Genomic DNA, 19130 nt, shown 5'->3' with positions numbered 1-19130 from the left:
AGAGGGGACTACTTCGGGGAGGCGGCCGATTCGACCTTGATGTCGCCCTTGATGATCTTGTCCTGCAGCGCCTTCAGCTCGTCCGTCAGCCCCTTCGGGAGCTTCGACTCGAAGTCGTGGAACGAGGACAGGCCGACGCCGTTGTTCTGGAGCGTGCCGACGTACGGGGTCGGGTCGAAGCTGCCCTTGGCGGCGTCGAGGACCGTGGTGTTGACCGCGTCATCGATGCGCTTCATGACCGAGACCAGGATCTGGTCGGCGACCGACGGGTCGGCCACGGCGAGGTCGGAGTCGACGCCGAGCATGACCGTCTTCTTGCCGCTGTCCTTGATCGCGGCGCTGGCCGAGAGGTAGATCGGACCGCCGACCGGGAAGATCACGTCGACGCCCTGGCCCAGGATCGAGTTCGCGGTCTGCTTGGCGGTGTCGTTCGCGGCGAAGGCGCCGGTGAACGAGCCGTCCTGCGCGGCCTTGTCCCAGCCGACCGAGGCGACGTTTCCGCCCTTGTCCTCGTCGTACTTCTTGACGCCGTCGACGAAGCCGTCCATGAAGATCGTCACCGGCGGAATCTTCATTCCGCCGAAGGTGCCGACCTTGTTGGCGCCCTCCTGCGCCGACCATGCCGCCGCGGCGTAGCCGCCGAGGTACGCCGCCTGGGCGGTGTCGAAGAGGATCGGCTTGATGTTCGGCGCGTCCGGCTTGCCGTCGTTGTTGGTGTCGGCCAGCGAGTCGATGATGCCGAAGTTGATCTTCGGGTTCGCCTGCGCGGCGGTGGAGATCGCGGCGTCGAGCTTGAAGCCGACGCCGATGATCATGGTGCACTTGCCGGAGATCAGCGAGTCGATGTTGCTCTTGTAGTCGTTGTCCGACTTCGACTCGACCTCGAGGGCCTTCACGCCGAGGGTCTTGGCCGCCTTGTCCATGCCGATCTTGGCCGACTCGTTGAAGGACTTGTCGTTGAAGCCGCCGCTGTCGGAGACGAGGCAGGGCTTGAAGTTCGCGTCGGCCGGCTTGGCACCGCCGCTCGAGCTCGCCGGAGCAGGAGCGGATCCGCAACCTGCGAGGGCGACGATGACACCGGCGGCGATGGTCGCGCCGATCAGCTTCTTGGTGATGGTCACACGGGCCTCCAGAAAACGAGCCCGCGGCCATCGCGGGTCACTTGAAAGTTACCGACTATGACGAAGATCGGGCATCCTCGTCCGTGTCGCTGGAGTCAATGGTTACAAACATGAGATCACATGCGCTCGTCCATGCTCATATGAGCAGAGCACCCCAGCCATCCCCGCTTTCGTGCAGGAGCGTGCGCATCTGCGGATGATCGCGGAGGCCTCAGAGCACGTCGCCGCGCCCGGTGAGCTTGAGCGACTCCACCACGCCCTTCACCCGCTGCGCGTGCTCGATGGTCGTCACGAGCAGCGCGTCCGGAGTGTCCACCACGACGATGTCCTGCACGCCGACCAGGCTGATCACCCGCGACGTCTGGCTGACCAGGATCCCGCTCGCCGCGTCCGACAGCACCCGCGCGGACGGACCGAGCACGGCGAGGTCGTTCTTGCGCCCGTTCAGGATGAGCTTCGTGAGCGACGCGAAGTCCCCCACGTCGTCCCAGTCGAAGTGGCCCGGCACCACCGCGAGCCGGCCGCGCTCCGCCGCCGGTTCGGCGACCGCGTAGTCGATGGCGATCTTCGGCAGCGCCGGCCACACGCGGTCCACCACGGGTCCGCGGCGCTCCCTGTCGTCCCAGGCCTCGGCGAGCTCCATGAGACCGGCATGGAGGGCCGGCTGGTGCAGCTCGATCTCCGCCAGCAGCACGTCGGCGCGGGTGATGAACATGCCGGCGTTCCACAGATAACTGCGATCAGCGACGTACGCCCGGGCGGTGGCGAGGTCCGGCTTCTCGACGAACCGCTCGACGAGGGCGGCCTCGCGCGCACCCTCGACCACGAGCTCGCCGCCCTGTTTGATGTAGCCGAAACCGACCGCTGGCTCGGTCGGGGTGATCCCGATCGTGACGATGTACCCCTGTCGGGCGACCTCGACCGCGTCGCGCACCGCGAACTCGAACACCCGGGTACCGCGGATGACGTGATCGGCGCTGAACGAGCCGATGATCACGTCAGGGTCGCGTCGGTGCAGGATCGCCGCGGCGAGCCCGATCGCCGCAGCGGACTCGCGCGGCTCGGACTCCAGGAACACGTTCTTGTCGCCGATGCCCGGAAGCTGCGCCTCGACCGCGGCACGGTGCGCGCGCCCGGTCACCACGGCGATCCGGTCGGGACCGGTCAGCGGCTCCAGGCGGTCCCAGGTGTCGCGCAGCAGCGACTGGCCGGATCCGGTCAGGTCGTGCAGGAACTTCGGCGCGTCTGCGCGGGACAGCGGCCACAGCCGGCTCCCGATGCCTCCGGCGGGGATGACGGCGTAGAAGTCAGGGATCGGCTCGCGCATGGGATCCAGCGTAGCGATGGCGCCGTCGAGGCCCCCGGAACATGCCCACGGCGACATGCAAGCGGCCTGCCACCGCGACGCGCACGATCGCATCCGTGCATGGTTCCGATCGCAGAACCGCATGATCGCTAAGGGTCGCCTTCGTCGCTCCCAGCCATCTGACAGGAATAGGATGAGGGGGATCGGACGCCTGCGCGCCGCGATCCTTCGCTATCGATCAGGGAGGACGACTGTGTCCGCAAGCACTCGCTTGACACCTTCGATTGCGGAAACCACGTCCAAGACGCCGCGCGGCACCCTCTACCGGGGTCGCGAAGGCATGTGGTCGTGGGTTCTGCATCGCATCACCGGAATCGCCATCTTCTTCTTCCTCCTGGTGCACGTGCTCGACACGTCGCTCATCCGGGTCTCGCCGGAGGCGTACAACGCGGTCCTCGGGACGTACAAGAACCCGATCATGGGGCTCGGCGAGACGGTGCTCGTCGCCGCCATCGTGTTCCACGCGCTGAACGGGCTGCGGATCATCCTCATCGACGTGTGGTCGAAGGGCGCGCAGTACCAGAAGCAGATGTTCTGGGTCGTGATCGGCCTCTGGCTGGTGCTGCTGGCCGGCTTCGTGCCGCGCCACCTGATCAACGTGTTCTCTCACGTGGGAGGTGCGAGCTGATGGCCGCGGACGTCTTCACCACGCAGCACATGGCGGCCCCGCGCCGCAACAAGGGCGTCAACCTCGAGAAGTGGGGTTGGATCTACATGCGCGTGTCGGGCGTCGTGCTCGTCGTGCTGATCTTCGGCCACCTCTTCGTCAATCTCATGCTCGGCGAGGGCATCCACGCGCTGGACTTCGCGTTCGTCTCGGGCAAGTACGCCACGCCGTTCTGGCAGTGGTGGGACGTGCTGATGCTGTGGCTCGCCCTCATCCACGGCGCCAACGGCATGCGCACCGTCGTGAACGACTACGTCGGCCACGCGGGCGTCCGCAAGACGCTGCTGGTCGTGCTCGGCCTCGCCGCCGCGCTGCTCATCGTGCTCGGCACCCTCGTCGTGTTCACCTTCGACCCCTGCAACGGCGTGTTCGAGAGCGGCGCCATGTGGGACACCTGCAAGGCGCTGGGCACCTAGCCCGCGATCGGCGACCACCGACGAGACAAGCTCCCCCGCGGCAGCGACGACAAAGCTCAGAGAATAGGCAGAACCAGTGACCACTGAGACCCAGGATTCCGTCGTCAAGAACGGCGTGCACCACCATCAGTTCGACATCGTGATCGTCGGCGCCGGCGGCGCCGGCATGCGCGCGGCGATCGAGGCCGGCCCCGGCGCCAAGACCGCGGTGATCTCGAAGCTCTACCCCACCCGCTCCCACACGGGCGCGGCGCAGGGCGGCATGGCCGCGGCGCTCGCGAACGTCGAGGAGGACAGCTGGGAGTGGCACACCTTCGACACCGTCAAGGGCGGCGACTACCTCGTCGACCAGGACGCGGCCGAGATCCTCGCCAAGGAGGCCATCGACGCGGTCATCGACCTCGAGAACATGGGCCTGCCGTTCAACCGCACGCCCGAGGGCAAGATCGACCAGCGCCGCTTCGGCGGTCATACGGCCGAGCACGGCAAGACCCCCGTGCGCCGCGCCTGCTACGCCGCGGACCGCACCGGCCACATGATCCTGCAGACGCTGTTCCAGAACTGCGTGAAGCTCGGCATCAACTTCTTCAACGAGTTCTACGTGCTCGACCTCATCACGGTGAAGGATGACGCCGGCAAGACCGGCATCGCCGGCGTGGTCGCGTACGACCTCTCCACCGGCGAGCTGCACGTGTTCCACGCGAAGGCCGTGATCTTCGCGACCGGCGGCTTCGGCAAGATCTTCAAGACCACCTCGAACGCGCACACCCTGACCGGAGACGGCGTCGGGATCGTGTGGCGCAAGGGCCTGCCGCTGGAGGACCTGGAGTTCTTCCAGTTCCACCCGACCGGCCTGGCAGGTCTCGGGATCCTTCTCACCGAGGGTGCGCGCGGTGAGGGCGCGATCCTGCGCAACGCCTCGGGCGAGCGCTTCATGGAGCGCTACGCCCCCACGATCAAGGACCTGGCACCCCGCGACATCGTCGCCCGGTGCATGGTGCAGGAGGTCGCGGAGGGCCGCGGCGCCGGACCGCACAAGGACTACGTGCTGCTGGACTGCACGCACCTCGGTGCCGAGGTCCTGGAGACCAAGCTCCCCGACATCACCGAGTTCGCGCGCACCTACCTCGGTGTCGACCCGGTCGTCGAGCCCGTCCCGGTGATGCCGACCGCGCATTACGCCATGGGAGGCATCCCGACCAACAACAACGGCGAGGTGCTCGCCGACAACGACACGATCGTCCCCGGCCTGTACGCGGCCGGAGAGTGCGCCTGCGTGTCGGTGCACGGCGCCAACCGCCTCGGCACCAACTCGCTGCTGGACATCAACGTGTTCGGCAAGCGCAGCGGTCGCAACGCCGTCGAGTACGTCAAGACGGCCGACTTCCTGCCCCTCCCCGAGGCGCCCGAGACCGCGGTCAAGGAGATGCTCGAGGGTCTGCGCAACAACGCCGGCACCGAGCGCATCGCGGTGCTCCGCAAGAAGCTCCAGGAGGAGATGGACAAGGGCGCGCAGGTGTTCCGCACGCACGAGTCCCTGCAGCACGTGCTCGGAGTGATCGCCGAGCTCCGTGAGCGCTACAAGAACGTGCATGTCGACGACAAGGGCAACCGGTTCAACACCGACCTGCTGGAGGCCGTCGAGCTCGGCTTCCTCCTCGACATCGCCGAGGTCGTCGTCTACGCCGCGCAGAACCGCGAGGAGAGCCGCGGCGGCCACATGCGCGACGACTTCCCGAAGCGCGACGACGAGAAGTACATGCAGCACACGATGGCCTACCTGACCGGCGATCCGCACTCGTCGACGCCGAGCGACCACATCAAGCTCGACTGGAAGCCGGTCGTGTTCACGAAGAACGAGCAGGGCGAGTTGAACTACCCGCCGATGGAGAGGAAGTACTGATGTCCACCGCCGTCGCCCAGGAAGTCGCCGCAGAGGCCGTCGTCGAAGACACCGGCGTGCAGTCCTTCCTCGTCACGTTCAACATCCGCCGCTTCGACCCCGAGGTGGACAGCGAGCCGCACTGGGTCGACTACGACGTGGAGCTGTACTCCACGGACCGCGTGCTCGACGCGCTGCACAAGATCAAGTGGGAGGTCGACGGATCCCTCACGTTCCGCCGCTCCTGCGCGCACGGCATCTGCGGATCCGACGCGATGCGCATCAACGGCCGCAACCGGCTCGCCTGCAAGACGCTGATCAAGGACCTGGACATCTCCAAGCCGATCTACGTCGAGGCGATCAAGGGCCTGCCGCTGGAGAAGGATCTCGTCGTCGACATGGATCCGTTCTTCGCCGCGTACCGCGAGGTGAAGCCGTTCCTGCTCGCGACCAGCGAACCGGAGAAGGGCAAGGAGCGCGTGCAGACGATCGCCGACCGCGCGATCTTCGACGACACCACCAAGTGCATCCTGTGCGCCGCGTGCACCTCGTCGTGCCCCGTGTTCTGGACCGACGGTCAGTACTTCGGTCCGGCCGCCATCGTGAACGCGCACCGCTTCATCTTCGACTCCCGCGACGACGCCGCCGATGTGCGCCTGGACATCCTCAATGACAAGGAGGGCGTGTGGCGCTGCCGCACGACCTTCAACTGCACCGAGGCATGCCCCCGCGGCATCGAGGTCACCAAGGCGATCGCCGAGGTCAAGCAGGCGGTCCTGCGCGGCCGCCCCTGAGCCCGCATTCCCTTCCACGACGGCCGCCCGCATCCGCGAGGCGGCCGTCGTCGTGTCGGCGGACGCATCCATGCCTTCGGGGAACGGTGTTCGTCGCCGAAACCCTCGAGCGGGAGCAGACATCGCTCCGTGAACGCAGTCGATAGGGTGAGAGCGTGGTGGATTCCGGGCCCGATCTGCGCGCGCGTCTCGAAGCGCCGATCGGCCGAGCCGCCGAGATCACCCGGCGCACGATGCGCGCCTTCCCGATCCGGGTGTGGCGGCACTTCCTGCAGAACAACGGCTTCCTGCTGGCCGCCAGTCTGAGCTATCAGTCGCTGTTCACGATGTTCGCGGTGCTGTACACCGCGTTCGCGATCGTGGGACTCTGGCTCGGCGCCAGCGATGAGGCCATCGCGCGCATGATCGATCTGATCAACGGCGCGATCCCTCACCTCATCAGCGAGAACGGCCTCGCCACCCCTGACGCGGTCGCCGACATCGCCACCGAGAACGCGAGCGTGCTGCTCGCGACCGGTGGGGCAGCCCTGATCGTCGCGCTGTGGACCGCGATCGGATTCGTCACCTTCGCCCGCCGGGCGGTGCGCGACATCTTCGGGCTGCCGTTCGACCGACGCAACTACGTGCTGCTGAAGGCGCGAGACCTGGTCGCGGCACTGCTGTTCGGCCTGGCCCAGGTGCTCGCGGCCGCGCTCGGCGTGATCGGCACCGGCGCGCTGAGGCGGATCCTGCAGCTCCTCGGCGCGGGCGATGCGTCGATATGGGTGAACGTGGTCAGCCAGGCGGGTTCGCTGCTGCTGTCCTTCGGCGTGAACGCCGCGGCACTCGCGATGCTGGTGCGCTTCCTCACCGGAACCAGGCTGCCGTGGCGCACGATCTGGCCGGGCGCGATCCTGGGCGGTGCGGCGCTGGCGGTGCTGCAGGCCGGCGCCGGGCTCCTCTTCCTCTACTCCCCCACGAACCCGCTGCTGGCCACGTTCTCGGTCATCGTCGGCTTCCTGCTGTGGTTCCGCCTCGTCGCCATCGTGATCCTCGTCGCCGCCGCCTGGATCGCGGTGTCTGCATCGGACCGTGATCAGGCGCTGGTGCCGGAGGACGAGTTCGCGCTCCGCGTCGCGGAGCTGGCGGATGCGCAGGCCGACGCCGCGATCCGCGTGCGCGAGGCGACAGCGGTGCTGCACGCCGCCCCGTGGTACCGGCGCCGAGGCGCTGCCCGCGCGCTGCAGGACGCCGAGGACGATCTGGCGCTCGCCACCCGCCGTCACGCCGAGGCCGAGGCGGAGCGCGCCGCGAACGCGGAGACCCTGGTGGTACGGCGCCTGCGCGCGCTCACCGCAACCGGACCGGAACCCGATGTCGGGGGCGCTCGTTAGGCTGGGGACCATGCCCCACCTGCGTATCGCCACGGTCAACGTCAACGGGATCCGCGCCGCGGTCCGCAACGGAATGCATGGCTGGCTCGACGACGCCGGTGTCGATGTGCTCACGCTGCAGGAGGTGCGTGCTCAGGACGAGCATCTGGAGCAGGCGTTCCCGGGCTGGTCCATCCTGCATGACGAGGCGACAGCGAAGGGCCGCGCCGGCGTCGCCGTACTCAGCCGGGTCCCGGCGACCGCATCGCGCACCGCTCTCGGACCGGACGAGTTCGACTCGAAGGGACGCTGGCTCGAGGCCGACTTCGACCTCGACGGCACTCCGCTCACCGTGGTGAGCGCCTACGTGCACAGCGGCGAGGCGGACACCCCCAAGCAGGATGAGAAGTGGAAGTTCCTCGACGCGATGACCACGCGCATGGGCGAACTCGGCGCCGACGGCGCGCTTGCGCTGGTCACGGGCGATCTCAACGTCGGGCATCGGCCGCTCGACATCCTGAACTGGAAGGGCAACGTCAAGAAGTCCGGCTATCTCGCGCGTGAGAGGGCCTACTTCGACCGCTTCCTCGGCGCCGCGGGTGAGCCCGTCGTCGGCCAGGAGGGCATCGGCCGGGGGATGGTCGGGCAGCTCAGCGACACCCGCCCGTACGCGGCGGAGGGCGACGGCAGGGGTCTCGGCTGGGTCGATGTGGGACGCGTGGCGGCCGGCGAGGTCGCCGGCCCGTACACCTGGTGGACGATGCGCGGCCAGGCCTTCGACAACGACTCCGGCTGGCGCATCGACTACCACCTCGCGACCGCATCGCTCGCGGAACGCGCGACGAACTACCGCGTCGCCCGGGCCGCCACGTACGCGGAGCGCTGGAGCGACCACACCCCGGTGATCGTCGACTACACCTACTGAGGTGTCGCGGGGCCGTCGGGCGCCGGATGCGCGCTCGGGCGCTCCGGCCCGTCCCCATAGGATTGGTCTGTGACGAAGCCCCGCCTCTACTCAGGAATGCAGCCCTCCGCCGACTCCCTCCAGGCCGGCAACTACATCGGGGCGCTGCTGCAGTGGCGGGATCTGCAGAACTCCTACGACGCGTTCTTCTCCGTCGTCGACCTGCACGCGATCACCGTGGCGCAGGATCCGGCCGAGCTGCGCGAGAAGACCCGTCGCACCGCCGCGCAGTACATCGCGGCCGGCATCGAGCCCTCGCAGTCCACGCTGTACGTGCAGTCGCACGTGCGCGCGCATGCGGAGCTCGCCTGGATCCTCAGCACCATCACCGGCTTCGGCGAGGCCGGCCGGATGACGCAGTTCAAGGACAAGTCCTCCCGCTTCGGTGCGGACGCCACCTCGGTCGGTCTGTTCACCTACCCGGTGCTGATGGCCGCCGACATCCTGCTGTACCAGACCGACGTCGTCCCGGTCGGCGACGACCAGAAGCAGCACGTGGAGCTCACCCGTGACCTCGCGGAACGGTTCAACGCACGGTTCGGCGAGACGTTCGTCGTGCCGATCCCGGTGATCCAGAAGGACACCGCGCGCATCTACGACCTGCAGAACCCGACGTCGAAGATGTCGAAGTCCGCCGAGACGGATGCCGGCGTGCTGTGGCTGCTGGACGACCCGGCGAAGTCGGCGAAGAAGATCATGCGCGCCGTGACGGACAACGAGGGATCCGTCCGGTACGACCGCGAGAACAAGCCCGGCGTGTCCAACCTGCTGACGATCTACGCGGCCCTCACCGGTCGCCAGATCGCGGCGATCGAGGACGAGTACGCGGGCCGCGGCTATGGAGACTTCAAGAAGGGTCTCGCCGAGGTCGTCGTGAACGAGTTCGGCCCGGTGCGCGACCGCGCGAACGAGCTGCTCGCCGATCCGGCGGAGCTGGACCGGATCCTCGCCGCCAACGCCGCCCGTGCCGACGAGGTCGCCGACCGGACCCTTGCCGAGGTGTACGACAAGGTCGGCCTGCTCCGACGTATCGCGCTCTAGGGTCGACGAGATGCGACCCGCGCTTCTCCGCACGGAGCGACTGGTCCTCCGCGCGCCGGCGCCCGCCGACGCGGACGCGATCACGGCGGCGTGCCAGGATCCGGAGATCCCGCGCTGGACGACGGTTCCGAGCCCCTATGCGCGTGAGGATGCGGAGGACTTCATCCGGCTCACCGGCGAGTGGTGGGAGGACGGATCCGAGACCGTGTGGGCGATGTTCGCGGGCGACGTCCTGGTCGGCGCGATCGGGCTGCACCACATCGCCGAGCACCGGACCGGTGGGGACGCCGAGCTCGGGTACTGGATCGCCGCTCCGGCTCGCGGTCACGGTTATCTCACCGAGGCGGCCCGTGCCGTGATCGAATGGGGCTTCACCGAACTCGGCCTCGCGCGCCTCACCTGGCGTGCCGTGGTGGGCAACGTCCCGTCCGCACGGAGCGCTCGTGCCCTCGGCTTCCGGTTCGAGGGCACGCAGCGTCAGTTCCTGACCAGCCCCCGCGGGCGCGACGACGGCTGGATCGCAGGGCTACTGCGCGCGGACGACCGCACTCCGGTCGCCTGGCCGATCGACCTCGGCTGACACCCGCCCTCCCTCGACGGGCAGGTGCACGGCCACCGCGCGCCCTGTCTCGCACGCGGTGCCCCGGATGTCGCACGCGGGTGGCAGGATGAAGCCATGCCGGAGATGCCTGAGGTGCAGGGGCTGGTCGACTTCCTGGCCGGACGAGCGGTCGGGCTCACCATCACGCGCGCGTCGGTGTCGGCGATCGCGGCGCTCAAGACGTTCGATCCCCCGGTGACGGCGCTGGCGGGGAGCAGCGTGACCGCGTCGACCAGGCACGGCAAGTTCCTGGATCTGACGTTGAAGAGCACCGCCGAGCCGCAGCTGCATCTCGTGTTCCATCTCGCGAAGGCTGGATGGCTGCGCTGGTACGACGCCCTGCCCACCACGCTGATCCGCCCCGGCAAGTCGCCGATCGCCCTGCGGATCGCGTTCGATGACGGCAGCGGCTTCGACCTCACCGAGGCCGGCACCAAGAAGTCCCTCGCGGTGTACGTCGTCCGCGATCCGGCCGACGTGCCGGGCGTCGCGCGTCTGGGGCCGGATCCTCTCGACCCGTCGTTCACGCGCGATGTGTTCGCGGCGCTGCTCGACGGCCGGCGCACCCAGATCAAGGGTCTGCTGCGCGACCAGGCGGTGATCGGCGGCATCGGCAACGCGTACTCCGATGAGATCCTGCACACGGCGCGGATGTCGCCGTACGCACCCGCAGGCGGCCTCGACGAGGACGAGGTCACCGGGCTGTACGACGCGATGCAGTCGACGCTGCGCGAAGCGGTCGCGGAGGCGAGCGGCAAGCCCCCGGCCGACCTGAAGGACGCGAAACGACGGGGGATGCAGGTGCACGCCCGCCGGGGCGAACCCTGCCCGGTGTGCGGGGACACGGTGCGCAGTGTGTTCTTCGCCGACCGCTCGTTGGAGTACTGCCCCACCTGCCAGACCGGCGGCAAGGTGCTCGCCGACCGCCGGCTGTCGCGGCTGCTGAAGTGACCCCCTCCGCGACATGGGGCGTCACAGATGCATCCGCCGGAATGAAACCGGCATCCGCGCGTTGACTAAGCTGAGAGCAATACAACGTGCTCCGGGGTCGGTGAGAATCCGAACCGGCGGTGACAGTCCGCGAACCGAGGATCCGACAGGGATCCGAGGCCGATCCGGTGGGATTCCGGGACCGACGGTGATGCGAGCGAAGGTTCGCGAGTCCGGATGAGAGGCAGCACGCACGATCGACGTGCGCCCCGACCCCCGGTGATCCGGACCAGGATGAGGAAGGCGACATGACGGCGACAGCGGTGGAGCGGGCGGCGATGACGCACGCACTCGACATCGCGCGCCGCGGTCCCCGCGGGTTGAACCCGCAGGTCGGCGCCATGATCCTCTCCCCCTCCGGCGACGTGCTGGCCGAGGGCTGGCACCGGGGCGCCGGCACTCCGCACGCCGAGGTCGACGCCCTCTCCAAGCTCACGGCCGCCGAGCTGAGCGGCGCCACCGCCGTGGTGACGCTCGAGCCGTGCAACCACACGGGCCGCACCGGACCGTGCGCCCAGGCCCTCATCGACGCCGGCGTGGCCCGCGTGGTGTACGCCCTCGACGACCCGGGCGCGCGATCCGGCGGGGGCGCGGAGCGCATGCGCGCCGCCGGCCTCGACGTCGTCGCCGGTGAGCAGGCCGATGCTGCGGAGGCTCTGATCCGGGACTGGCTCACGGTGCAGCGCCTCGGTCGGCCGCACGTGACGGTGAAGTGGGCGCAGAGCCTGGACGGCCGCGCCGCAGCGGCGGACGGATCCAGCCAGTGGATCACCGGCCCCGCCGCCCGCGCCGACGTGCACCGCCGTCGCGCCGCGGCCGACGCGATCGTCGTCGGCACCGGCACCGTGCTGGCCGACGATCCCGCCCTCACCGCCCGCGACGGGGATGACCTGCTCCCCCACCAGCCCGTCCCCGTGGTGATCGGCGCCAGAGAGACCCCCGCGGAGGCCGCGGTGCGCCGCCACCCGCACGCGCCGCTGTTCTACGCCGGGCACGACCTCGCCGCGATCCTCGCGGATCTTCGCGACCGCGGCATCCAGCGCGTGTTCGTCGAAGGCGGCCCGACCCTCGCCAGCGCATTCCTCGCCGATGGGCTGATGGACGAAGTCCTCGCGTACGTGGCCCCGGTGCTGCTCGGGGGGCCGAAGCTCGCCCTCGGCGACATCGGCGTCGACACGATCGGTCGGGCACAGCGCCTGGTCGTGGACCAGTGGCTGCCGCTCGGCCCGGATCTGCTGGCGATCGCCCGCCCTGCCGGCACCGCCGACGATACGGCTGCGCTCGCCCTCCCCGCAGACGAATACCCCTCCCGGAACGAAGGAGCAGTCTGATGTTCACCGGAATCATCGAGGAGATCGGCGAGATCACCGCGATCACCCCCGCAGGCGACGGCTGGCGCCTCACCGTGCGCGCACCGAAGGCAGCGTCCGACGCGGTGCACGGCGAGTCCATCGCGGTCAGCGGCGTGTGCCTGACGGTCGTCGGCTCGACCGCTGACACGTTCGACACCGACGTCATGAAGCAGACGCTCGACGTCGCCGCGATCGGAGGCGCGAAGATCGGCACACGGGTGAACATCGAGAAGGCGATGCCGGTCGGTGCGCGTCTGGGCGGTCACATCGTTCAGGGCCACGTCGACGGCGTCGGCGAGGTGCTCGAAGTGCGCCCCGGAGCGCAGTGGAGCGTGCTGCGCATCTCCCTGCCGCACGACCTCGCCCCGCTCGTCGTGGACAAGGGATCCATCTCGGTCGACGGCACCTCGCTCACCGTCAGCGACGTGAGCGAGCCCGCCGCCCCGGCTCCGTGGTTCGAGGTTTCCCTGATCCCCGAGACGCTCGTCGCGACCACGCTCGGATCCCGCGCCGCGGGCGACCGGGTGAACCTGGAGACCGACATCCTCGCCCGGCACGTCGAGCGACTGCTCGCGTTCCGTGCCGCAGACACCGGCGCCGACCGCGCCGCCACACCGGAAGGAGGCTCACGATGAGCCTTTCCACGATCGCCGAGGCGCTGGACTCGCTCCGCGCCGGCCGCCCCGTTCTCGTCGCGGACGACGAGAACCGCGAGAACGAGGGCGACGTCATCCTGTCCGCCGAGCTCGCGACCCCCGAGTGGGTCGCGTGGACCGTGCGCTGGACCTCCGGGTACCTGTGCGCGCCCATGCCCGCCGACATCGCCGACGCGCTGAACCTGCCGCCGATGGTCGAGGCCAACGAAGACGCCCGCAGCACGGCGTACACGATCAGCGTCGACGCTGCCTCCGGCGTCACCACGGGCATCAGCGCCGCCGATCGCGCCCGCACCCTGAACGTGCTGGCGGACGCGGCCGCCACCCCGACCGACCTCATCCGCCCCGGGCACGTGCTGCCCCTGCGTGCGGTCGACGGCGGCGTGCGCCAGCGCGGCGGGCACACCGAGGCCGCTGTCGAGCTCATGCGCCTGGCAGGTCTGCGTCCGGTCGGCGCGATCGCAGAGGTCGTCGCCGAGGATGGCAGCATGATGCGTCTGCCGGGCCTGATGGAGCTCGGCGAGCGCGACGGGATCCCGGTGATCACCATCGAGCAGCTGATCGCGCACCTCAACGAGACGGACCCCCGGGACGAGGCCGACTGCGTCGCGAACAACACCCGCCGCCGGGTGAGCCTGCGCGCCGATGCCACGGTGCCCACCACGCACGGCGTGTTCCGCTTCCTCGCCTACAAGGACCGCGTCACCGGCACCGACCACATCGCGGTCGTCTCGGGCGAGCCCACGGAGACGGCGCTGGTGCGGGTGCACTCCGAGTGCCTGACCGGCGAGGCCTTCGGATCCCTCAAGTGCGAGTGCGGGCCCCAGCTGGAGGCAGCCCTCGACGCGATCGAGCAGGACGGCGGCATCGTCATCTACATGCGCGGTCACGAGGGGCGCGGCATCGGCCTGATCAACAAGCTGCGCGCCTACGCCCTGCAGGAGGAGGGCCTCGACACCGTCGACGCCAACCTCGCCCTCGGTCTTCCCGCCGATGCGCGCGACTACGCGGCGGCGGCCGGGATCCTGACCGACCTCGGCGTGAAGAAGGTGCGCCTTCTGACGAACAACACCGACAAGGTCGCGCAGCTGCGCGAGCTCGGGCTGGATGTCATCGAGCAGGTCCCGCTGATCGTCGGCGTCGGGCCCAACAACCACCAGTATCTTGAGACCAAGCGCGACCGCATGGGCCACATCATCGGCGAGTCCGATCTCGCCGCTGCCCTGGCCGCGAACGGCGCGGAGAACGGAAGGAACGACGTATGAGCGGCGCAGGAGCACCGGAGACCGGCGGAATCGACGCGAGCGGTCTGAACGTGGTGATCGTCGCCGGCACCTGGCACGAGACGATCACGGACGGCCTCATCGCAGGTGCGCAGCGTGTGCTCGAGGAGACCGGGGCGAACCACCGCCTGGTGCGGGTCCCCGGATCCTTCGAGCTCGCGGTGGCCGCTCAGGCGGCCTTCGCGGGCGGTGCGGACGCGGTGGTCGCGCTCGGCGTGATCATCCGCGGCAGCACCCCGCACTTCGAGTACGTCTCCGCGGCCACCACGGACGGCCTCACCCGGGTCGCGCTCGACGCAGGCAAGCCCGTCGGATTCGGCGTGCTCACCCTGGACGACGAGAAGCAGGGGCTCGACCGCGCCGGCCTCGAAGGCTCCAAGGAGGACAAGGGTGCCGAGGCGGCCGACGCCGCCCTGCGCACCGCTCAGGTGATCCGGTCGCTACGCGGCTGAGCCGTCGGTCCTGAGCGCGCTCTTGAGCGATCCAGCGCCCTTCATCTCGTCGCTGGGCTCCTCCAAGGGCCAGCAGCTCAGAGACCAGCATTGGATCGGTCCCTGAGCGAGCGCAGCGAGACCAAGGGCGAAGCGCTTCGGGCACGACGATATCGATCGGTGCAGTGATGTGCGGCACGATCTGTGCCGTGCGGACCTCCAGACTGCCGTCGTCTGCACGACGTGTTGACGTGCAGTGCCGCGCGCTCAGCACAGGCCCCTGTGCTCAGTCGGCTGCTCTCGCGGGACAAGTCCGGGTCGTGACCATACCGTGACATTTCTCGCCTCTGATCTGGTCATTTTCGAGTCCGGAATGTCGGTAGCCCCGAGTTGAATGAGGGTATGGCGAACGTGACCGGCACGGTGGCGGATCCCGGGGCGGACCCGGTGGATCCGGCCGTCGTGCTCGCCGCGCTCGCGTCGATGCTGGAGGACACCGAAGCGTCGATCGTGCGACTGCAGGCGGTGCGGGAAGCGCAGTTCGCGGTCGCGCAGCGGTTCGCTGAAGGTCTGGCAGCCGACGCGGGATCCGTGCGGGGTGAGTCGGTCGATCTCGCCGCGCGCAGCGTCGCGGCGGAGCTGGCGGGGGTGCTGCGCATGTCCGATCGGGTCGTGCAGGGCCGGATGGCCCGGGCGGCGGAGCTGATGACCCGGTACCCGGTCACGATGCAGGCGTTCACGGACGCGCGAATCAACGCCGCCCATGTCCGGCTCATCCAAGACGCGGGGGCGCGTCTCGATGACGAAGTGCGGGCCGAGTTCGAACAGGCGGCGGTCGCCGCGTGCGAGGGCGAGACCCCGCACCGGGCCAAGCGGGTCGTGGACCGCATCGCCGAGCGACTCGCGCCGCGGTCGCTCACAGAACGGCACCAGGACGCGCAAGAACAGCGTCGGGTGTGGCGGGAAGACCTCGGCGATGGTCAGAAGGCCTTGGGGTTGATCCATTCCGCCGCGGTGATCGACGGGATCTACGACCGCCTCACCCAGCAGGCCCGGATGATCAAGACCACGAATGCGGCGGTCGCGAAAGACGCCGCCGCGGGACTCACCCCGGACCCGGAGAGTCTCGGCGATCCGACGGATGACCGCACCATCGACCAGCTTCGCGCGGACCTGTGCGCCGACACTCTCCTCACCGGTGCGCCGTCCGGGCACGACACGGTCGCGGGGTTGCTGTCCGCGATCCAGGCGCGGGTCGAAGTCACCGTCCCGGCATTCACGGCCATGGCCGCAGACACCGGCACCAGCGGCAGATCCGGTTCACCGACAGGCGCGAGCCCTGCATTCGGTGTCCGCACCGAGCAGCCCGGGGAACTCGCCGGCGGACAACCCATCGACACGCACACCGCCCGGATCCTCGCCGGTGATGCGGTCGCGTGGGAACGGGTCCTCACCCACCCGATCACCGGAGCGATCCTCGCGGTCGACCGCTACCGCCCCAACGCGGATCTGCGTCGCCTGTTGCATGCGAGGGATTCTCGATGCAGGTTCTTCACCTGCGGGCTCCCGCCGATCACGCAGGATCTCGACCACACGATAGACGCCGCGTTCGGCGGAGCCACCGAAGAGGGCAACCTCGGCGGGCTGTGTCGCCGACATCATGTGTTGAAGCATCAGACCGCCTGGACCGTGAAACAACGCGGCGCCGGGATCCTCGAATGGACGAGCCCGGCCGGAGCGACCTACATCGACCAGCCACCCGCACCCGTCACCTTCACCACCGACGAACCAAACCCGGATCCACCACCCGCCCGAGAACCAGCGCCGTTCTGACCCCTGCGCCGCTCCTCCTCGCGCGCAGGGCCCACCGCCCACGCTCACGCTGAGGCGCGCCTACCTGGCGCGGGAACGCGCCCGGGCCTAGCCTGAGGGCATGGAAACCCTGCGCCACATCGTGCTGTTCATCCACCTGCTCGGCTTCGCGACGCTTTTCGGCGCCTGGGCCGTGCAGGCCTTCGGCGGCAAGAAGCAGATGACCAGCCTGATGAACACCGGCCTCGCGATCGCCGGTGTCGCGGGCCTGGTCCTCGCCGCACCGTGGGGCCTGCCCGACGGCGTGAGCATGAACTACGCGAAGATCGGCACCAAGCTCGTCATCCTGCTGATCATCGGCGCGCTGATCGGCATCGGCTCCGCACGGCAGAAGCGCGGCGCCGCGGTTCCGCCGGTGATGTTCTGGGGCGTCGGCGTGCTGACCGCGGTGAACGCGGGCATCGCCGCGATCTGGTGATGCGCACCTAAGCGCACTTCGACGAAGAACGCGGGATCCGGTCTTCCGGTCCCGCGTTCGTCATGTTCCCCGAAACCCGGATGTCAGGATCCGGGCCGCAGCGCAACCTCTACGGTGAGAGTCGAGAACGGCTCGGGAAGAGAGGCTCCGCATGACCCGCACCGCGACGAAGCACCACCGCCGCACGTTCACCGTCCTCGCCGTCGCCGCCCTGATCGCGCCGATCGCGGGGTGCGCGACGCCGCCCGCGAGCGCAATCGGCCAGAAGCCCGCGAGCACGGCGGGAGTGGTATCCGATCTGCCGGAGAAGGACATCACGCGCTGGGTGATGCCGTTGGACGAGTATTCCGCCGCATCGCTCGTGCGCCTCGTGAACTACGCGGAGAACCGGCGCATGGAGACCTGCCTGAGCAAGGACGGTTTCTCCTGGCCGATCCCGGTCGAGCCCACGGACGATGCCAGCTATCTCGCCTTCCCGAAGAACATGTCGGCGTTCCCCGAGCTCACCGTCGAGATCGCGAGGCAGTACGGCTACACCGCGAATTACATGCCGGGCCCTGAGCCGGACCCGCGGAGCTTCGAGCGACTCAATCGGATCGGAGCATCCACGCCCGGGCTCGACACCACGCTACTGGCTTGCCGCGACGAGAGCCGCAAGACGTTCGACGGCGGAAAGGCCGGCGACATTTTCAACACGACCGGCATGTGGATGTACGAGGAGACAGAGAAGGTCCCTCAAGATCTGGTCGTGAAGAAGGCGGCCGCGACGTGGAAGCGGTGCATCACGGCAGCGGGCTACGACGTCTCGATCTCTGCGCCCGTCGGCGATGAGGGCGAGCAGATGCCGACGCAGAAGCTCGGCATCGAGCTCGGATTCTATGCACCTCCGCCGACCAAGTTCCCCACGGGCGGCGGCACCTACGGCGACACCGAGGTCGACCCCGACACCGCCGGCCCACGCAAGTCGACGCCGGCAGAGATCGAGCTCGCGGTCGCCGATGCGACCTGCCGCGACTCCAGCGGATGGACGAAGGCCTACTACGACGCCCAGTGGAACGCCGAGGTCAGGGTCGTGCTGAAGCACGCCGACCAGTTGAAGAAGATGAAGGCCGACATCGAGTCGCTCACGGCTCAGGCCCGGCAAATCATCGCCGACAACCCGCCGTTGCACTGATCCGGCACCGACGGGAACCCCGATCATGCACGCGAATCCTCCCGGCGCCCCACCTCCGGGCATTCCGGCAGACACGCGCAGAGCAGCCTTCGAGGCGCTCTTCGCCGAGCACCACACGGCGGTGCTGCGCTACGTCGAACGACGCGTCGACGACCGCGAGCACGCCAGGGAGCTGGCGATGGACTGTTTCGAGATCGCGTGGCGGCGGTTCGACGAGCGCGAGCCGTACCGGCGCCCCTGGCTGTTGCAGACCGCGCGCAACCTCGTCGGCGACGCCTACCGCAAGCGCAACCGGGAGCGCGAAGGGCTGCGGGACCTGGCCACCAGCGCCCGGCAGAACGACGACGCCGCGCACGTCGAACTGCGTCATGCTCTCTCGCTGTTGCGCCATGCCGACCGCGAGGTGATCGAACTGCACTACTGGGACGGCCTGAGCGCCGACGAGATCGCCGAGGTCGTGGGCTGCCGCACCGCTGCCGCCTGGAAACGGCTGAGCCGGGCGCGCACCGCCCTGCGCCTGCTGCTGCAGGAGCCTGCGGCCGATGCTCCACCCCGTCCGGATCCGGATCCCGAATCCGACAGAAATCCATCCGCACCGACGCCCAGGAAAGGGGTGATGACGTATGCCGCTGACTGATGATCTTCTCGACACGCTGATCCGTGAGGCGGATCCGGCGACGACGCCGAGCGACCGCGAGCCGACCGCCGCGGACTGGGCGCGCCTGCACCGGATGCTGGACGAGGCGGCCG

General features: G+C 69.1%; 19 protein-coding genes. 17 read left to right on the top strand and 2 right to left on the bottom strand.

The genetic code is table 11. The features are described from left to right. Positions 1-8: 8 nt before the first annotated feature. Positions 9-1121 (bottom strand): BMP family protein, encoded by a 1113-nt coding sequence (locus LXM50_RS06315; protein ID WP_233310463.1) that lies wholly within the window; start codon positions 1119-1121, stop codon positions 9-11. A 211-nt stretch (positions 1122-1332) separates the two neighbouring features. Next, positions 1333-2448 (bottom strand): mannose-1-phosphate guanylyltransferase, encoded by a 1116-nt coding sequence (locus LXM50_RS06310; protein ID WP_233310462.1) that lies wholly within the window; start codon positions 2446-2448, stop codon positions 1333-1335. Between the two features lie 232 nt (positions 2449-2680). Here LXM50_RS06310 and sdhC point away from each other — a divergent pair, with 232 nt between their 5' ends. The 17 genes from sdhC to LXM50_RS06225 all read left to right on the top strand — a co-directional run bounded on the left by sdhC (position 2681) and on the right by LXM50_RS06225 (position 19017). Further along, entirely contained in the window at positions 2681-3115 is a 435-nt protein-coding gene (sdhC, locus tag LXM50_RS06305) for a succinate dehydrogenase, cytochrome b556 subunit (RefSeq protein WP_308192509.1), read from the top strand. Continuing rightward, complete coding sequence (locus LXM50_RS06300; protein WP_233310460.1) at positions 3115-3570, top strand: succinate dehydrogenase hydrophobic membrane anchor subunit; 456 nt, start codon at positions 3115-3117, stop codon at positions 3568-3570. The genes sdhC and LXM50_RS06300 overlap by 1 nt, the downstream gene beginning before the upstream one ends. Positions 3571-3646: 76 nt before the next feature. After that, entirely contained in the window at positions 3647-5473 is a 1827-nt protein-coding gene (gene sdhA, locus LXM50_RS06295) for a succinate dehydrogenase flavoprotein subunit (RefSeq protein WP_233310459.1), read from the top strand. Further along, positions 5473-6246, top strand: coding sequence for a succinate dehydrogenase iron-sulfur subunit (locus LXM50_RS06290; protein ID WP_233310458.1), 774 nt, complete (start codon positions 5473-5475; stop codon positions 6244-6246). Before sdhA ends, LXM50_RS06290 begins: the two co-directional genes overlap by 1 nt. A 155-nt stretch (positions 6247-6401) precedes the next feature. Beyond that, on the top strand, positions 6402-7619 hold the full coding sequence (locus LXM50_RS06285) for a YihY/virulence factor BrkB family protein (RefSeq protein ID WP_233310457.1): 1218 nt from the start codon (positions 6402-6404) through the stop codon (positions 7617-7619). A 10-nt stretch (positions 7620-7629) separates the two neighbouring features. Beyond that, the gene (locus tag LXM50_RS06280; RefSeq protein ID WP_233310456.1) at positions 7630-8523 is read left to right on the top strand and encodes an exodeoxyribonuclease III; all 894 of its coding nucleotides are present in this window, start codon (positions 7630-7632) and stop codon (positions 8521-8523) included. 69 nt (positions 8524-8592) lie between these two features. Further along, entirely contained in the window at positions 8593-9603 is a 1011-nt protein-coding gene (gene trpS, locus LXM50_RS06275) for a tryptophan--tRNA ligase (RefSeq protein WP_308192508.1), read from the top strand. A 10-nt stretch (positions 9604-9613) separates the two neighbouring features. Next, a complete protein-coding gene (locus tag LXM50_RS06270; RefSeq protein WP_233310455.1) occupies positions 9614-10183 on the top strand; it encodes a GNAT family N-acetyltransferase in 570 nt (189 codons plus the stop codon). Between the two features lie 96 nt (positions 10184-10279). Further along, positions 10280-11155, top strand: coding sequence for an Fpg/Nei family DNA glycosylase (locus LXM50_RS06265; protein ID WP_233310454.1), 876 nt, complete (start codon positions 10280-10282; stop codon positions 11153-11155). Positions 11156-11442: 287 nt separating this feature from the next. After that, the gene (gene ribD, locus LXM50_RS06260; RefSeq protein ID WP_233310453.1) at positions 11443-12525 is read left to right on the top strand and encodes a bifunctional diaminohydroxyphosphoribosylaminopyrimidine deaminase/5-amino-6-(5-phosphoribosylamino)uracil reductase RibD; all 1083 of its coding nucleotides are present in this window, start codon (positions 11443-11445) and stop codon (positions 12523-12525) included. Beyond that, entirely contained in the window at positions 12525-13181 is a 657-nt protein-coding gene (locus LXM50_RS06255; protein WP_233310452.1) for a riboflavin synthase, read from the top strand. Before ribD ends, LXM50_RS06255 begins: the two co-directional genes overlap by 1 nt. After that, entirely contained in the window at positions 13178-14467 is a 1290-nt protein-coding gene (ribA, locus tag LXM50_RS06250; protein WP_233310451.1) for a GTP cyclohydrolase II, read from the top strand. The genes LXM50_RS06255 and ribA overlap by 4 nt, the downstream gene beginning before the upstream one ends. After that, complete coding sequence (gene ribH, locus LXM50_RS06245) at positions 14464-14937, top strand: 6,7-dimethyl-8-ribityllumazine synthase (protein WP_233310450.1); 474 nt, start codon at positions 14464-14466, stop codon at positions 14935-14937. Before ribA ends, ribH begins: the two co-directional genes overlap by 4 nt. A 381-nt stretch (positions 14938-15318) precedes the next feature. Next, positions 15319-16749 (top strand): HNH endonuclease signature motif containing protein, encoded by a 1431-nt coding sequence (locus LXM50_RS06240; protein WP_233310449.1) that lies wholly within the window; start codon positions 15319-15321, stop codon positions 16747-16749. 100 nt (positions 16750-16849) lie between these two features. Continuing rightward, on the top strand, positions 16850-17206 hold the full coding sequence (locus LXM50_RS06235; protein ID WP_233310448.1) for a Fe-S protein: 357 nt from the start codon (positions 16850-16852) through the stop codon (positions 17204-17206). 151 nt (positions 17207-17357) lie between these two features. Continuing rightward, the gene (locus LXM50_RS06230) at positions 17358-18380 is read left to right on the top strand and encodes a hypothetical protein (protein WP_233310447.1); all 1023 of its coding nucleotides are present in this window, start codon (positions 17358-17360) and stop codon (positions 18378-18380) included. A gap of 25 nt (positions 18381-18405) precedes the next feature. Beyond that, positions 18406-19017 (top strand): RNA polymerase sigma factor, encoded by a 612-nt coding sequence (locus LXM50_RS06225; RefSeq protein ID WP_267920658.1) that lies wholly within the window; start codon positions 18406-18408, stop codon positions 19015-19017. Positions 19018-19130 lie beyond the last annotated feature (113 nt).

Origin of the sequence: Microbacterium sp. Au-Mic1, from assembly GCF_021341785.1 — a bacterium.
Classification (GTDB): Bacteria; Actinomycetota; Actinomycetes; order Actinomycetales; family Microbacteriaceae; genus Microbacterium.
Note: the sequence above shows the minus strand (reverse complement) of the source record. Positions and strands in the feature narration are given on the sequence as shown.